Origin of the sequence: Prevotella sp. RM4 (assembly GCF_000701965.1) — a bacterium.
Lineage (GTDB): Bacteria > Bacteroidota > Bacteroidia > Bacteroidales > Bacteroidaceae > Prevotella > Prevotella ruminicola.
The window spans coordinates 58,344-75,355 of the sequence record NZ_JNKG01000011.1 but is presented as its reverse complement, the minus strand read 5'-3'; the positions used below and the strand labels follow the sequence as shown (position 1 = coordinate 75,355).

At 41.8% G+C, this 17,012-nt stretch carries 15 protein-coding genes; all 15 read left to right on the top strand.

All coding sequences use genetic code 11. The annotated features are described in order from the left end of the window. The first annotated feature begins 73 nt into the window (after positions 1-73). Entirely contained in the window at positions 74-2,437 is a 2,364-nt protein-coding gene (locus T499_RS0110875) for a beta-galactosidase (protein WP_033150999.1), read from the top strand. An 82-nt stretch (positions 2,438-2,519) separates the two neighbouring features. Then, complete coding sequence (locus T499_RS0110870; RefSeq protein ID WP_033150998.1) at positions 2,520-4,982, top strand: SLBB domain-containing protein; 2,463 nt, start codon at positions 2,520-2,522, stop codon at positions 4,980-4,982. Positions 4,983-4,988: 6 nt separating this feature from the next. Beyond that, the gene (locus T499_RS0110865) at positions 4,989-6,053 is read left to right on the top strand and encodes a GumC domain-containing protein (RefSeq protein ID WP_033150997.1); all 1,065 of its coding nucleotides are present in this window, start codon (positions 4,989-4,991) and stop codon (positions 6,051-6,053) included. Positions 6,054-6,327: 274 nt separating this feature from the next. Then, positions 6,328-6,894 (top strand): dTDP-4-dehydrorhamnose 3,5-epimerase, encoded by a 567-nt coding sequence (rfbC, locus tag T499_RS0110860; RefSeq protein ID WP_033150996.1) that lies wholly within the window; start codon positions 6,328-6,330, stop codon positions 6,892-6,894. 4 nt (positions 6,895-6,898) lie between these two features. Further along, positions 6,899-8,209, top strand: coding sequence for a phosphoenolpyruvate mutase (gene aepX / locus T499_RS0110855; RefSeq protein ID WP_033150995.1), 1,311 nt, complete (start codon positions 6,899-6,901; stop codon positions 8,207-8,209). A 3-nt stretch (positions 8,210-8,212) separates the two neighbouring features. After that, a complete protein-coding gene (aepY, locus tag T499_RS0110850; protein WP_033150994.1) occupies positions 8,213-9,334 on the top strand; it encodes a phosphonopyruvate decarboxylase in 1,122 nt (373 codons plus the stop codon). After that, entirely contained in the window at positions 9,331-10,062 is a 732-nt protein-coding gene (locus tag T499_RS0110845; protein ID WP_033150993.1) for a metallophosphoesterase family protein, read from the top strand. The genes aepY and T499_RS0110845 overlap by 4 nt, the downstream gene beginning before the upstream one ends. Then, complete coding sequence (locus T499_RS0110840) at positions 10,059-11,057, top strand: NAD-dependent epimerase/dehydratase family protein (protein ID WP_033150992.1); 999 nt, start codon at positions 10,059-10,061, stop codon at positions 11,055-11,057. The genes T499_RS0110845 and T499_RS0110840 overlap by 4 nt, the downstream gene beginning before the upstream one ends. Then, positions 11,057-11,806, top strand: coding sequence for a DUF6564 domain-containing protein (locus T499_RS0110835; protein ID WP_033150991.1), 750 nt, complete (start codon positions 11,057-11,059; stop codon positions 11,804-11,806). The genes T499_RS0110840 and T499_RS0110835 overlap by 1 nt, the downstream gene beginning before the upstream one ends. Further along, positions 11,806-12,984, top strand: coding sequence for a hypothetical protein (locus tag T499_RS0110830; protein ID WP_033150990.1), 1,179 nt, complete (start codon positions 11,806-11,808; stop codon positions 12,982-12,984). The genes T499_RS0110835 and T499_RS0110830 overlap by 1 nt, the downstream gene beginning before the upstream one ends. A 136-nt stretch (positions 12,985-13,120) precedes the next feature. After that, entirely contained in the window at positions 13,121-14,305 is a 1,185-nt protein-coding gene (locus T499_RS0110825; protein ID WP_198021296.1) for a CDP-glycerol glycerophosphotransferase family protein, read from the top strand. Continuing rightward, positions 14,305-15,738: a lipopolysaccharide biosynthesis protein gene (locus T499_RS0110820; protein WP_033150989.1), complete on the top strand. Its 1,434-nt coding sequence runs from the start codon at positions 14,305-14,307 to the stop codon at positions 15,736-15,738. Before T499_RS0110825 ends, T499_RS0110820 begins: the two co-directional genes overlap by 1 nt. Next, on the top strand, positions 15,738-16,151 hold the full coding sequence (locus tag T499_RS0110815) for a sugar 3,4-ketoisomerase (protein ID WP_033150988.1): 414 nt from the start codon (positions 15,738-15,740) through the stop codon (positions 16,149-16,151). The genes T499_RS0110820 and T499_RS0110815 overlap by 1 nt, the downstream gene beginning before the upstream one ends. Then, positions 16,138-16,557, top strand: a complete 420-nt coding sequence (locus tag T499_RS0110810; RefSeq protein ID WP_033150987.1) for a sugar 3,4-ketoisomerase — start codon at positions 16,138-16,140, stop codon at positions 16,555-16,557. Before T499_RS0110815 ends, T499_RS0110810 begins: the two co-directional genes overlap by 14 nt. Continuing rightward, on the top strand, positions 16,554-17,012 hold the full coding sequence (locus T499_RS0110805) for an acyltransferase (RefSeq protein WP_033150986.1): 459 nt from the start codon (positions 16,554-16,556) through the stop codon (positions 17,010-17,012). Before T499_RS0110810 ends, T499_RS0110805 begins: the two co-directional genes overlap by 4 nt.

Here is a 17,012-nt window from a genome sequence, read left to right as displayed (position 1 = left end):
ATCTGTGTAATCCGCGTAATCCGTGCCTAAAAATTTGTACCTTTGCACCAAATAACGAAATAAAAGATACAAAATGAAAAAGATCCAACTACTGATTACTGCTTTATTGCTTATTTTCCCGATGCTGGTACATGCCGGTGATTTCACTGTTGGCAACCAGACATTCTTGTTAAATGGCCAGCCTTTCGTGGTTAAGGCGGCCGAAGTTCACTATCCGCGTATTCCCCGCCCTTATTGGGAGCATCGCATCAAAATGTGTAGGGCTTTGGGCATGAACACCCTCTGTATCTATGTGTTCTGGAATATCCATGAACAGCGCGAGGGGCAGTTCGATTTCACCGATAATAACGATGTGGCAGAGTTCTGCCGTTTGGCACAGAAAAATGGCATGTACGTGATTGTGCGTCCTGGTCCATACGTATGTGCCGAGTGGGAGATGGGCGGTCTGCCTTGGTGGTTGCTCAAGAAGAAAGACATTCGTTTGCGCGAGCGCGATCCTTATTTTATGGAGCGCGTAAAAATCTTTGAACAGAAGGTGGGCGAGCAGTTAGCTCCCCTCACCATTCAGAATGGTGGTCCTATCATTATGGTACAGGTCGAGAACGAGTATGGATCTTATGGTCAGGATAAACCCTATATCTCTGAGATTCGCGATTGCCTGCGTGGCATCTATGGCGATAAACTCACACTGTTCCAGTGCGACTGGAGTTCAAATTTCGAGAAGAACGGTCTTGATGATTTGGTGTGGACCATGAACTTCGGTACTGGTGCTAATATCGATCACGAGTTTGCACGCCTCAAGCAGCTACGCCCCAATGCCCCTCTGATGTGCTCTGAGTTCTGGAGCGGTTGGTTCGATAAGTGGGGGGCTAATCACGAAACACGCCCAGCCAAGGATATGGTGGATGGTATGGACGAGATGCTGTCTAAGAATATCTCGTTCTCACTTTATATGACACATGGTGGAACCTCGTTTGGTCACTGGGCTGGCGCTAACTCTCCCGGTTTTGCACCCGATGTAACCAGTTACGATTACGATGCCCCTATCAATGAGTATGGTGGCACCACCGAGAAATTCTTCCAGTTGCGTAAGATGATGCAGAAGTACAGCAAAACACCGCTGCCTGCTATCCCTGCGCGCCCTGCTAACATGATTAATATCCCTGCCTTCGAAATGAAGGAGCACGCAGATATCCTATTGGGTGCCGACAGTCTGGTGATGAACAGTCCGCTGCGCACCATGGAGGAGCTGAATCAGGGCTGGGGATCAATGGTATATATCACCTCGCTGCCCGATATCGATACCCCTAGTGTGCTTACCCTCAATGATGGTCATGACTTTGCACAGGTATTCATCGATAGCACCTATATCGGTAAGATTGATCGTGTACGTAACGAAAAGAGCCTTCTGTTGCCTGCAGTTAAGAAAGGTCAGGAGCTCAAGATTCTTATCGAAGCCATGGGGCGTATCAACTTTGGTCGCGCCATCAAGGATTACAAGGGCATCACCGAGAGTGTCACCCTGTCAACCGATAAGGATGGTCACGAACTTATCTGGAACCTCAAGCGTTGGGATATCTTTACCATTCCCGATAGCTATGTAGCTGCCAAGAAGGCACTCGATACTGCCAAGCGCGATTCGCTCACAAAAATGGTGTTCAAGGGCTCAGGCTATTATCGTGGCTATTTCAACCTCAAGAGGGTAGGCGATACCTTCCTGAATATGGAGAACTGGGGTAAAGGTCAGGTGTATGTCAATGGTCATGCCGTTGGACGTTTCTGGTCTATCGGTCCTCAGCAGACTCTTTATGTGCCTGGTTGCTGGCTCAAGAAAGGTAAGAACGAGGTCGTTGTGCTCGATGTTGTTGGTCCTTCGGCCAAGGCATTCTATCTCACCAAGGATGGTAAGCGCCTTTCACCTTGGCTCTTTGCACAGAATAAGCCCGAACTTGATAAGCTGAATATTGAAAAATCGCGGACACATAATAATCCTGGTGATAAGCCTGATTTGAATTCGGCTACTCCCGCACATGTAGGTCAGCTGTCAGCCGGTAATGGTTGGCAGATGGTGCGTTTCGATGCTCCCAAGACTGGTCGCTATTTGGCTATCCAGGCATTATCTACACACGAAGGTAAGGATGTAGTGTCTGTGGCCGAGCTCTATGCTGTTAATGCCGATGGTACACGCCTCAGTCGTGAACCTTGGACGGTTAAATATGCCGATAGCGAGGAGACGAAACGCGGTAATAATACTGCTGAAAAATCTTTCGATTTGCAGGAGTCAACCTACTGGCGTACTGAGCGTGGTGCGGCCCTGCCACATCTCATGGTTATCGACCTCGGTAGCGAGCAGACAATTACTGGTTTTGATTATCTGCCACGTATGGAGGAAGGAGCCCCCGGCAGCATCAAGGATTACAAAATCTTTGTCTATTAATATAAATTAGGTAAAAAAGTTGTTTGTTTTAAAATAAATCAGTATCTTTGCAGCCGTTTAAAAATAGCTAGTATTTTTTGAAATGAAGAGATCTCTATTGGTATTATCACTGTTGCTCACCACCCTGTTGGTGCAGGCTCAGATGAGCGACATTCAGGTGATGCAGTATGTTCAGCGCGAATCAAAGAATGGCGCTTCTCAGTCGCAGATTGCTACTAAACTCATGCAAAAAGGCGTTACCATGCAGCAGTTGCAGCGTGTGCGCAGTCAGTACGAAAAGATGAATGGCACCTCAGCGGTGCGTTCATCAGGTTCAACCACCGACCAGCTTACAGCCGATAGCCGTATGCGTGAGAGTAATGGTGCCGTGCGTGTCGATGCAGAGGGTAACGAATTGTATGTACAGAAAGTTGGTACAAGTACCGATGCTGATGGTGAAACAACATCTATCGAGAATCGACAGAAGATATACATCCCTGACTCAGTGAATACCATTAATGGCAAACGTGTATTTGGCCGTGATATCTTCAATAACAAAGCCCTTTCGTTCGAGCCAAACATGAATATCGCCACGCCAACCTCGTATATTGTAGGCCCTGGCGATAAGGTGTTCGTCGATGTATATGGCGGTTCGCAGAAGTCTGAGCAGATGGAGGTGGGCCCCGATGGTTCTATCGTGGTTACCGGTTATGGCCCTATCCACATCGCTGGCCTCTCTGTAGCTGCAGCCAATGCCAAGATCAAACAGACCCTTGGCAAGCGTTATAGCAGTTCTAAAATTCGTATGACATTGGGTCAGACCCGTACCATTATGGTCAATGTGATGGGCGAGGTGATGGCACCTGGTACTTACACCCTTTCTGCTTTTGCAAGCGTTTTCCACGCTCTCTATATGGCAGGTGGTGTTAATGGCTTAGGTACCCTGCGTGATATCAAGGTGTTCCGTGGTGGTCGTCAGATTGCTTCGGTCGATATCTACGATTATATCCTCAATGGCAAACTCTCTGGCAATATCCGTTTGGCCGAGAATGATGTCATCATGGTTGGCCCTTATCAGAACATCGTCGATGTGGCTGGTAATGTTAAGCGCCCCATGGCTTACGAGATGAAGAAGAACGAGAGCATTGCTACCCTGCTCAAGTATGCTGGTGGTTTTACGGGCGATGCTTATAAAAAGGCTGTTCGGGTAAACCGTACTGCTGGCGAACAATACTCTGTTTATAATGTCAACGAGTTCGATATGAGCAGCTTCCGTTTGCAGGATGGCGACTCTGTAACTGTTAGTGGTAACCTCCGCCGTTACGAGAATATGGTCGAGATTGCCGGTGCCGTGTTCCGCCCTGGTCAGTATAGCCTCGGTGGTAATGTTACTACTGTTAAGAGCTTGATTGAGCAGGCCGATGGTCTCACTGAGGATGCTTTTGCTGGTCGCGGTGTACTGCATCGTATGAAGGAAGATCGTACCCGCCGTGTCATCTCACTCGATATTCAGGGCATTCTCAACGGCACTGTTGCCGATGTTCCTCTGGAGAACGAGGATGTGCTTACCATTGCCTCTAAGCAGGAAAAGACCAACGAGCGCACTATTACTATCTTTGGCGAGGTGATGTTCCCTGCTACTTACGAGTATGCTGATGATGAGTCGATCGAAGACCTGATTATCCAGGCTGGTGGTCTCACCGATGCCGCTTCTACCGTTAAGGTCGATGTATCACGTCGTATGATTGATCCTAAGGCTACCGAGGATTCTCGTGAGGTGGCCCAGACTTTCTCTTTCACTTTGAAAGATGGTTTCGTCGTTGACGGTTCTAAGGACTTCACACTGCAGCCTTACGACGAGGTATATGTCCGTAAGAGCCCTGGTTATATGCCTCAGCGCAATGTTACGGTCGAGGGCGAAGTGCTCTTTGCAGGTACCTATCCTTTGGCGCATAAAAATCAGCGTCTCAGCGAGGTGGTGAAGGCTGCCGGCGGTGTTACCAAGGAGGCTTATATCCGTGGTGCCCGTATCGAGCGCCCCATGAATGCCGACGAGAAGTTCCGTCTCAATCGTATCCTCCAGTTGGCTAAGGTACAGTCTGGCGCCGGTTTCGATGCCAATAAGGTCGATCAGGATAGTGTTTACTATGTAGCCATCGAGCTCGATAAGGCTTTGGCAAATCCTGGTTCCGATGATGATGTGGTATTACGCGAGGGCGACCGTATCATTGTACCCGAGTTCAGCGGTACCGTTAAGATTGATGGTAACGTCATGTACCCCAACACCGCCAGCTATAGCAGCGGCAAGAGTTATAAGTGGTACGTGCGTAACCAGGCTGGTGGCTTTGGTATGGGTGCCAAAAAGTCGCGTGCATTCATTCTCTATCAGAATGGTGCCGTTAAGAAGGCCAGTGGTGCTAAGATTGAGCCAGGTTGCGAAATCTTCGTGCCCAGCAAAACTCGTTCTACTAACGATAAGATTAGCATGATTGCTAACCTTGGCACCTCTCTCGCCACCATGGTTACCATGCTGGCCACAGTTACAAACCTGATAAAGACATTCTAACGTAATATGGAGCAGAATCAGATAATTTCTCAGACCAAAAAGGTTAAATCCATTGATTTTGTTGCCATCTGGCAGGCTATCAAGAATAACAGAAAGCTCTATTATATCGTATTGCCTATCGCCTTTGTGGTGGCTGTAGTGATTGCTAAGTCTATCCCTACTTACTATCAGTGTGAGGTGTTGTTGGCGCCGGAGTCTGGTGGAGGTGGCGGTACGAGTCAGTTAGCTTCCTTAGCCAGTTCCTTTGGTGTTAGTCTTGGTGGAGGTGGCAATGCTGGTGGCGATGCTATTACCCCTTCGTTGTACCCCGACTTGATGAAGAGTACTGATTTTAAAACCTCTTTGTTCCCTATCAAGGTTCATGGCAAGAAAGATAAAACTACCATGACTTATTACGATTACCTCAAGAATGAGTGGAAGGAGCCATGGTGGAAGGATTTCTTTGGCTTGATGGCACCCGAAGGTAAACCTGACACGTTGGTTAATAACTTTGAGTTGACAGGTGAGCAGGCTCGTATATCTGGCATGATTATGAAGAATGTGGTTTGTAGGATTGATAAGAAATCAAATCTCATTTCAATCAATGTTACTACCCAGGATCCTTATATTGCCGCTCTGTTAGCTGACTCGGTTAAAGCGCGTTTGCAGGACTTCTTGACAGATTATCGCACTCAGAAGTCTCGCCACGATTTGGAATATGCCGAGATGTTGCAGTCACAGGCTAAAAAAGATTATGAACATGCGCGTCAAAAATACGTGGAGTTTGTTGATGCCAACCAAGATGTAGTATTGGAAAGCATCCGTCAGATGCAGACCGATTTGGAGAACGATTTGCAGTTGCAGTATAACAACTATAATACCCTAAGTGCGCAGGTATTGGCATACAAAGCCAAAGTACAGGAGGCAACTCCAGCCTTTACAACCCTTCAACGCGCAACAGTTCCACTAGGGCCTGCAGGTCCCAAAAGAGGGCAGATGATAATGCTCTGTTTGTTTGTAGCTGCCTTGTTCACTACAATATGGGTATTGCTTAAGGAAAATCTTTTAAAGCAGCTGTTAGGCTTGTCATAATGGTATAATGCCACATAAAAAGGCGGGAAGTGACGAATAAATAAAGAATAAATCGTCATTTTCCGCCTTTTTTATTTGGTGGTATCATAAAATTCCCTTATCTTTGCATGCGGAAAAGGGAAATCGATTTCTTAAAGCTCCCAAGTACCACGTAGTTAATAAAAACTAATTATTTTGTAACGTGCTGACCTATAGTGTTTTATATTCGTCAGTCCGGAATATTTTCTTTGTGCTTATGTGATAAATTTTACTCGTCGGTGCAATAATATAGATTATGGAAGTTATAAAAACATCAATTGACGGCGTGTTCATTATTGAACCCCGCATTTTTGAAGATAGCCGTGGCTATTTCTTCGAATCCTTCTCTCAAAGAGAGTTCGAAGAAAAAATCGGCCCAATTAATTTCGTTCAGGACAACGAGTCCAAGTCAAGTTATGGCGTAATGAGAGGTTTACATTTTCAGCACCCTCCCTTTACTCAAAGCAAATTGGTTCGCTGCGTCGAAGGTGCTGTCCTTGATGTCGCAGTAGATATTCGCAGAGGCTCACCCACTTATGGCAGGCATGTTGCTGTAGAACTCACCGAAGATAATCACCGTCAGTTCTTTATCCCCAAAGGCTTTGCTCATGGTTTTGCCGTACTCAGCGAAACTGCTGTGTTCCAATATAAGTGCGATGAATTCTATCATCCTGAGGCTGATGGAGGTGTTAGTATTTTGGATGATTCGTTAGGCATTGATTGGCATATTCCTACAGATAGGGCGATTTTAAGTGAAAAGGACACAAGACATCCATTGTTGAAGGTTTTTGATAGTCCGTTTGTGTTTAGCATAAATAAATAATAATATGGCGAAAACTGTTTATTTAGGTATGATAGGTGATATTATGCACCCAGGTTTGATTAACATCATTAATGAGGGCGCCAAGTTTGGCGATGTGATGATTGGTCTATTTACAGATAGAGCAATAGCTACTCATAAACGTTTGCCTTATCTTACTTATGAGCAACGGAAAAATGTTATAGAGAATATCAAAGGCGTTTCTTCAATTGTTCCTCAGGAAGAATGGAGTTATGTACCTAATCTTTTAAAGTATGAGCCAGACTATATTATTCATGGTGATGATTGGCAACAGGGGCCTGATAAGTATATCCGTGATGAGGTATATAAGACTATGGAGAAGCTTGGTGGCGAGGTAATAGAAATTCCTTATACAAAGGGGATATCCGCCTCTGGCTTAAAGGAAGAAATTGATTCTTTGGGAGTGACACCTCAGCAACGTCTATCTTCATTGAGACGGTTGATATCTGCTAAACCTGTGGTTCGTATATTGGAATCTCATAATGGTCTAACAGGTCTTATAGCAGAACATACATCTGTTGAGGTGAATGGTCAGCATCGTGAGTTTGATGGTATGTGGGCATCCTCTCTTACCGATTCTACTTCAAAGGGGAAACCTGATATCGAGGCTGTTGACTTAACCACACGTCTACATGACTTAAATGATACGCTGGAAGTTACCACCAAACCTGTTATCTATGATGGTGATACTGGTGGCAAATTGGAACACTTTGTCTTTACAGTTCGCACGCTTGAACGCCTCGGAATATCGGCTGTTATCATCGAGGATAAGGTAGGTTTGAAGCAGAATTCACTCTTTGGCACAGATGCCATCCAGACGCAGGATACCATCGAGGGCTTCTGTAATAAGATTAAGGCTGGTAAGGATGCTCAGATTACACGCGACTTCATGATTATCTCGCGTTGTGAGTCTCTGATTGCAGGCAAGCCTGTTGACGATGCTTTGGAGCGTTGCCATGCTTATGTGGCAGCAGGAGCCGACGGTGTGATGATTCACTCAAAGAATAAGAGTGGTGATGATATCAAGGAGTTCTGCCAGCGTTTCCGTGAGAAGGATGCTCATACACCAATTGTAGCAGTACCTACTACTTATAACCAGTTTACTGAAGAAGAACTGGCAGAGTGGGGCATTAATGTGGTTATCTATGCTAATCACATGTTGCGTAGTGCATATCCTGCTATGGTGAAGTGCGCTGAGCGTATTCTGGAAACATCTCGTAGTTTAGAGGCTTCTGATGAATACTGCATGCCTATCAAGCAGATTTTGAATTTGATTCCAGGAACAAAGAAGAATTAAGCTATGATATCTCCAAAGTTTTTCTATGATACACTTGCCAGCTATGGAATTGATTTTTATGCTGGTGTGCCTGATTCCTTATTGAAGAATCTGTGTGCCTATATTACAGACCATGCAGACGCAGCACATAATATCATTGCTGCCAATGAAGGTGGTGCTATGGGTTTGGCAGCTGGTCATTATTTGGCGACCAATCAGATTCCGGTCGTTTATATGCAGAATTCTGGTCAAGGCAATATTATTAATCCTCTTGCATCACTTACTGATCCAGATGTATATAACATCCCAGTTCTGTTGGTAATTGGCTGGCGTGGGAAACCAGGTGTTCACGATGAACCGCAGCATGTGAAACAGGGTAAGGTTACTACTGGCCTGCTGAATGTGATGGGTATTGACTATACTGTTCTGAGCAAGGAAGAGGATAAGGCTGAAGCCCAGATTAAGAAGGCTGTAGCCTTTATGCAGGCTACCAAACAGTGCTATGCTATCGTTATCGAGAAAGATACTTTTGATGCCTATACCCTTCAGAATGTTGAGAAGAACGATTTGACGATGTCGCGTGAAGAGGCTATTCAGACAGTTGCTTCTGCACTTGGTGAAAAGGATGCCATTGTATCAACCACAGGTATGATTTCTCGTGAACTCTTCGAGTATCGCACAGCTATGAACGAAGGTCATGAGCGTGATTTCTTGACAGTAGGTTCTATGGGGCATGCCTCTCAGATTGCTCTTGGTATTGCTTTGGCTAAGCAGGATAGAAAGGTTTGGTGCTTCGATGGCGATGGTGCCAGCATTATGCACATGGGCAGTATGGCTATCGTTGCTAATAAGGTTCCGAAAAACTATGTTCATGTAGTTTTTAATAATGGCGCACATGATTCAGTAGGTGGCCAGCCTACAGTTGGCTTGAAGATAGACCTGCCAGCTGTAGCTAGGGCGGTTGGATATAAGCAGGTTCTCTCAGTTGATAATAAGGAAGAATTAAAGAGGCAGCTTTCTAAACTTTGTGAGGGACCGGTATTCCTGGAGGTAAAAGTAAAGAAGGGGAACCGCAAAGATCTTGGTCGCCCGACTACAACTCCTGTTCAGAACAAAGATGCTTTAATGCAGTTCTTGAAGAAATGAGAATTGTTATTCTTTCTGACATTCACGCCAATGTAACAGCATTCAAGGCTGTTCTTGCAGATATCTCTACTATTTGCAAAGTAGATGCTTGTGCCATTATAGGAGATTTGGTCAATTATGGGCCACGGCCCAATGAAATAATTGAGATGGTTAAGGGCATAGATAAGCCATTGTTGGTGAACCTTTGGGGTAATCACGAATACTCTATTTTTGGCGGTAACCTTGAGCGTTTTGCTACCGAGAGAGGTAGGTCTGTACTGAAATATACCAATTCAATTCTTACACTAGAGTCACATGACTACTTGGATAAGGAAATGGAACATAGCGGATTCCAGAAGTGCCGAATAGGAGAAAAATCCTTCCTGTTTATGCATGGTAATTTGGATGACCCTTACTGGGGTAAGTTTGGTGTTGATAAGATGAATGATGAACGTTTCGTAGAGTATGACTATGTAATTAGCGGTCATTCCCACGTCCCTCATTATGTTGAGTATTTCTTTGTTTCAGATAATGTTGCCTATCGGAACAAGAAACGGACAGTTTTCATCAATCCTGGCTCTGTAGGACAACCTAGGAACCACAATCCATACGCACAGTATGGCATATTGGATGTTGAGAGTGGCAATTATGAACATCGTTGCGTTTGGTATGATATGAAAGAAGAGCAAGAACTGTACAGTGATATCGTAGATAGATTTTATAAAGACAGATTGACATTAGGAATATGAAAAGTCTATATGTATTAAGTGGAGCATCCGGAATGACCGGTAGCGAACTGGTGAGACAAATATTAGAGGCAGAGAAGGATAGTCGCATCATAGGTTTTGACAACTTCTTTGCAAGTTCAATAGATTCCGTTAAAGAGTATCTAGACAATCCCGGATTCGTGTTCCATGAATACGACATCAATAATACTGATCAGATGAAGGCCATCGAGGATCAGGTTTTGCGAGAAAAGGGCGCCTATGACCGGACGGTTTATATCAATTGTGCAGCAGTAGTACATACGGAACACTTCTATGAGGTGGAGCACACTTGGGAAACCAATGTGATTTCCATGAAGTCGTTCTTGGAACAGGCTATCCGCGTTAAGGCTGATACATACATCAACTGTTCAACCAGTGAAGTGTATTCCATGCAGTCTTGGAACGAGAACGGAGGTGTTCGTGAGAGCGACTATCTGATGATGTCAACTGCAGAACACAGTCAGCGTACCAGTTATGCCTGTGGTAAACTGATGACGGAATTCTTTATGAAGGATGTTGTGGACAAAGGCAAGATTAAAGGCTGCTCTATCCGTTTTGCTAACGTCTATAGCAAGCATGAGCGTTTTGCTAAACATATTATTCCGCACATCATTAATGAGTTGCTGGAGAAGGGGGCGGTGACACTGCTGGAGAACTCCAAGAAGAACCGTCGTGCATTCTTGCATAACATTGACAGCTGCCGTTCAGTAATGGCATTGATCAATTCAGACAAAGCTCTTGATGGTACTGTCTATAATGTGGCTACCGATGAGGAAATTACCATCATTGATCTGACCTACAAGATAGCAGAGAAAATGGGACTTCCCAAGCCGGAGATAATCTTCAACGGCTACCGCAGCTCAGACCCTGAGCGTAGAATTCTGAATACAGAAAAGATTCGTACACGTACAGACTGGACTCCAATCATTACGCTTGATAAGGGTCTTGATATGTGCGTTGCATCAATTGAAAAGTAATGAAGAGTCTCATTATCACAGTGGCCGGTATGTCCAGCCGCTTCAATAAGGATACGAAAGAGGATGTGTTAAAGTGTCTCTATTATGAAGATAGTCCAGTTAACTCATTGATTAGTCTTCAAGTTCATAAGACCTTTGATCTTGTGGACGAGATCGTTGTGGTAGGCGGTTATAAGTATGAGGATTTGGAGAAGTTTATCCGCATTGAGATGAAGGATGTGAACCATAAGATGAAACTGGTTTATAACGATCACTACCAAGATTATGGTTCTGGTTATAGCCTGTTGAAAGGAATAGAAGTGGTTTCAAAGGAAGCTGATGAGATTACCTTCATTGAGGGCGATTTGTTCTTTGATACGGAGAGTGTAGAGAAGATTATCACTTCTAAGAAGGATGTCATTTCAGTGAATAATGAACCCATTCTTTCCAATAAGGCTGTTGCGCTTTATTTTGATGCGAACAACTATCCTCATTACATCTATGATACCAGCCACACCTGCTTAGAGATTCACGAACCTTTTACATCCATCTATAATTCTGGCCAGATGTGGAAGTTTAAGAAACTTAGTAGAGTGAGAGAGATATGTCAGTTCTTGACTCCAGAACAGGAACAAGGCACTAATCTGGAAATCATTCAGAAATATTTTGGAGCCTACAAGAGCTCACAATTAGATATAGTAAGAATCAACCTCTGGTTCAACTGCAATACTGTGGCAGACTACCGTGAGGCGATCAAAGCATTAAGCTAATGAAGACGTTAAACGAGAAGCTGAACCTCCTTAAGAAGAAATTAGATGGAGGTGAGAAGATAACCATTGCCATCTTTGGCTTGGGTAGTGTTGGATGCTATCTGCTGGACTATCTGGTATCGTTAGCAGACCCTCAGTTAAAACTGGTTGTAGTAGGGCGCAATGCTGAGAAGATGCAGCAGGACGTAAACATCATACGTACTGCAGCAACTATTCGTAGGCAGATGCGTAGTGAGATTGTGGTTGAAGGAGGTTGTGATTTTAAGGACGTTGCTTCTATTGAGGCTTCTTTGAGAAAGATACAGCCAGATTTTATTGTCAATAGTAGTCGATTGTATGCAGGACTGAAGTACGGAACCATTTCTTGGTCCAATCTTCGTGCATACGGTATTTGGAGCCCTATGTCTGTTCTCCTTGGGAAGAATATAATGGAGGCTTACGGCAATGCAGATTGTAATGCCATAAGTATCAATACTTCTTATTCTGATGCTGTAATTCCTTGGCTGAAGAGTGCTGGTATGCCTTACTTTGATTTTGGTAGCGGTAATCTAAACCATCTAATTCCCCGTATGAAGTTCTTTGTGGCTGAGAAGTTTGACATCAAGAATTTGAATGATATTGATATTACCCTTGTGGCAAGTCACTTCCATGATGTGGTAATCAGTAAGGAAGGTCATACGGAGGGTGTTAAGCTATTGCTGAGCATCAAGTACCAAGGCAAGGAACTTGACATCAATCATGATGATGTTTATAAGGCCTGTGGAATTCCTATGCCTACCGATCAGAAACGTAATATGATGAACGCCTCTAGCAATTTTGATATTATCAATAGTATACTTTTAGCAATAAGGAATAATATAAAAATTAAAATTCATACCCCAGGAGTTGATGGACATATAGGAGGTTATCCATTTGTAATAGATGCAACAGGAAGTGAGGTGAAAGGTTATTTTTGTAAAGACTATCCATTAGAAAGGATGGAACAAATTAATCGTGCTTCAATCTATTTAGATGGCATTGAAAATGTTATTAATGGTGCTATAGTTTATACTGATGAAATAATATGTAATGTAAAAAATAAGTTTAATGTCAATATTCCCAAGATTGTAAATATAAAGGGAGCAGAAAGTGTAGCAAATTTGTTAATTGATGGGCTTATAGAGGCTCGCCAAAAGTAGAATACAGGGTAGTTTGAGTAGTAATTAATGATTATTTTAAGTAGTATAGATGTTAGACCATTTTAGAACATATTATGCTGATATTATTAATATGCTGCAATTGTTCTATTGTAGATATTATCATAGGAAGGCATTGATGAATCTTAGAAATAAAAAAAAGATTCGTTGTGTTTTCTTTGCAACTTTTGAAGAAACTTGGAAGTACGATGGAGTCTACCGTTTGATGGAAAAAAGTACTAGATTTGAACCGATAGTATTGATATGCCCCATAGTTAATTATGGCTACGATAATATGGTTAAAAGGATGATACAATGCTATAGGTTCTTTGAAAAGAAGGGGTATAAGGTATATCCTGCATATAACACAGAAAATAAAACATATGTTGATGTGCATGTAGAATTGAGACCTGATATTATTTTCTATACAAATCCATATAAGGGACTTATCGATAATCGATATTATATCACGAATTTTAAGGAAATCTTGACAGTGTATGTCCCCTATTTTTTTAATGATACTGCAGATAACGTACTTGCATACAATGAGTTCCTTCATAATGTAGTGTGGAGAAGATATCTTGAGACAGATATCCATAAATCTATGGCTACGGATTATTCAAGGAATCATGGAAGGAATGTTGTGGTGACTGGATATCCTGGTATTGAATGCTTTATTTATAATCAGACAATCTGTAAAGGAACAGATTGGAAGGTTAAAGATAATAAATTAAAACGCATTATTTGGGCTCCTCATCATAGTGTTCTTGATTCTGATACTTATAAGTATGCTTCATTTATGTTATATTATGACACTATGATAGAGCTTGCACGAAAGTATCGAGATAAAGTACAATTTGCTTTTAAACCACACCCTGTGTTGCGAAACAAGTTGAATGAAATATGGGGACAGAAAAAAACGGATAGATATTATGAAGAGTGGTCAAATATGCCAAATGCTGTTGTGGTAGAGGGGGATTATGTTGATCTCTTTTTGTCGAGTGATGCGATGATTCATGATAGTGGTTCTTTCATCGCGGAGTATTTATATCTAAATAAACCCGTTTTACGAACTTTGAATGGAATAGATTTGAATACTTTACATAATAAATTTGGCCTTAGTTGTCTTGATTATCATTATATGGCTCGTAATGCAGATGATATTGAAAGTTTTATACAAGATGTAATAAGCGGGGAGGATTCTATGAAAGAGAAACGTACAAAGTTTATCAGTGAAGTTCTGATGCCAAAAGGTTCTCCTTCTCAGAATATTGTTAATGATATATTGGATAGTATAGATAATCAGATATTGTACCGAATTTAATGGCAGAATCTGTTCGTTCACAACTTTTGCATGGCGTAGCTTGGAATTTCATTGAAAAGGTTCTAATACGCGGGGCTTCTTTTTTTATTGGTATAATTTTGGCTCGTTTGTTATCTCCATCAGACTATGGTTTGATGGGGATGCTGTCTGTCTTTATATCCATTTCTAGTGTATTTATTGAAGGAGGACTGGCAAAAGCCCTTATTCAACGCCAAAATTGTCAAGATATAGATTATTCAACAGCATTTGTTGCAAATGTAGGTATGTCCATTGGGATATATTGGATAATGTTTGCAGCAGCTCCATGGATAGCGATTTTTTATGGTGAGCCAATATTGGTTGATTTGACACGTATTCTTTCTCTAAATTTTATTTTAGGTTCTTTTAACATTGTACAAAGAGCTAAACTGATGGCAAAGGTTGACTTTAAATCTCTTGCCCAGATTAATGTTATATCGACAATCATCAGTGGTTTTATTGGTGTTTTTATGGCTTATTATGGCTGTGGAGTGTGGGCATTAGTTGGACAAAGTCTGTGTTCTACCTTGGTTTTGATTGTTTTATTCCCAGTATATTCTAAATGGAAACCCTCTTTCACATTTTCTAAGAAGTCCTTTTGTTATCTGTTTGGGTTTGGGTCGAAACTGATGGTTACGGGAGTTTATTCTGTAGTACTAAATAATATTAGCACCATTTGCATCGGAAAATATTATCGTAGTCAACAATTAGGTTTTTTTACTAGAGCTTCTCAATTTTCAGAACTGATTTCTACTACATCCTACGATGTTATTGGAAATGTTACTTTTCCAGTACTCAGCGAATTGCAGAATGATGTAACAAAGTTGGTTTCTGTCTACCGGAAATCGTTATTTTTCACAGCAATGGTTATTTTCCCGATTATGGTTTTAATCGCATTGTTGGCAAAACCCATAGTTATTATTCTGTTGACAGAAAAGTGGCTTCCTTGTGTTGCTTTGATGCAGTGGTTATGTTTAGCTAGAATGTTTACACCTCTTTCTGCAATCAATATGAATCTTTTGAATGCTGTAGGGCGATCGGACTTGTTTATGAAATTGGATTTTTCAAAATTACCCTTAATTCTTGTGACTTTTGCTATTACCATTCCAATTGGAGTAGAGGCTATTGTTATTGGTGATTTCGTATCAACATTCATTTGCTTCTTTATAAATGCGTATTTGCCTGGCCGTATGTTCGGATATGGAGCTTGGGGGCAAATAAAGGATTGGCGGTATATATTTTTGTCACTATGTATAATGGTATTATCTGTATCGACATTCCTTCATTTCGTTACTAATGTTTGGCTGCAATTATTTGGAGGGGGCATTATTGGAATAATTGTATATATGGTGTGCTGTTTGTGTTTTAAGATCGTAGATGATGATGTGCTAAAAATACTTAAAATAATTGAATAATGATGGATAGTCCTAAAATAATGGAATTACCGAAGTTTTTGGATTCGAGGGGAAACTTGTCTTTTATTGAGCAAGATACACATATCCCTTTTAAAATCAGAAGAACTTATTGGTTATACGATGTGCCAGGAGGTGAGTGCCGTGGAGGTCATGCTTATAGAGAGAATCAAGAGTTTATAGTAGCTTTGTCTGGGAGTTTCGATGTAGTTTTGGACGATGGGCAAAATAAAAATGTATTCACCTTAAATAGGTCCTATTATGGATTGTATGTGCCAAAAGGACTATGGCGTGAGATGGAAAATTTCTCTACGAACTCGTTGGCATTAGTGCTTTCATCTACAGTGTATGATGCAAACGATTATATTCGTGATTATGATGAGTTCTTAAACATGAAAAAGAATGGAGAAATATAGTGTTTATGATTGTACAATAATAGAGCTTAATCAACATCATAGTGATAGAAGGGGGAATATTTCAGTTGTCCAAAATGGCAACACAGTACCTTTTGATGTGAAACGAGTCTATTATTTATATGATGTTCCCGGTGGAGAATCTCGAGGTTCTCATGCGCATAGAGAGCTGAGTCAATTGATAGTAGCTGCTAGTGGTAGCTTCAGAGTAACTTTAGATGATGGCAATGTTAAACGGAGTTTTACTCTAAACAGACCATATCAGGGCTTATATGTGAAGCCTGGAATTTGGCGTGATCTAGATGATTTTTCTTCTGGTGCCGTGGCTATGGTTTTGGCATCTGAGAAATATGATGCCAATGACTATATTCGCGATTATGATGAATTCATAGATTTTAGAAACAGATGATACATCAATTAGCTGATTGTATGAACAAAAGTGTACCAGATAGTACAAATATCTGGCAGTTTTGTGTTATCTTCCCTCATTGTGAGATAGGAGAGAATTGTAATATATGCTCACATTGCTTAATAGAGAATGAGGTTGTGATTGGAAATAATGTAACCATTAAATGTGGAGTTCAAATTTGGGATGGCATAACATTAGAAGATAATGTGATGGTAGGAGCTAATGTAACATTTACTAATGATATGTATCCTCGTTCAAAGAATGTTGAATGGAAACAATTGGAAACTAAAGTTTGTAAAGGCGCTTCGATAGGTGCAGGTTCAACTATATTGCCAGGTATTACTATTGGTGAAAGAGCTTTTATTGCAGCTGGTTCTGTTGTAACAAAGGATGTGCCTGCTGGTGAATTGTGGATGGGAAATCCTGCAAGGTTTTATAGAAAAGTAGATTTTTAG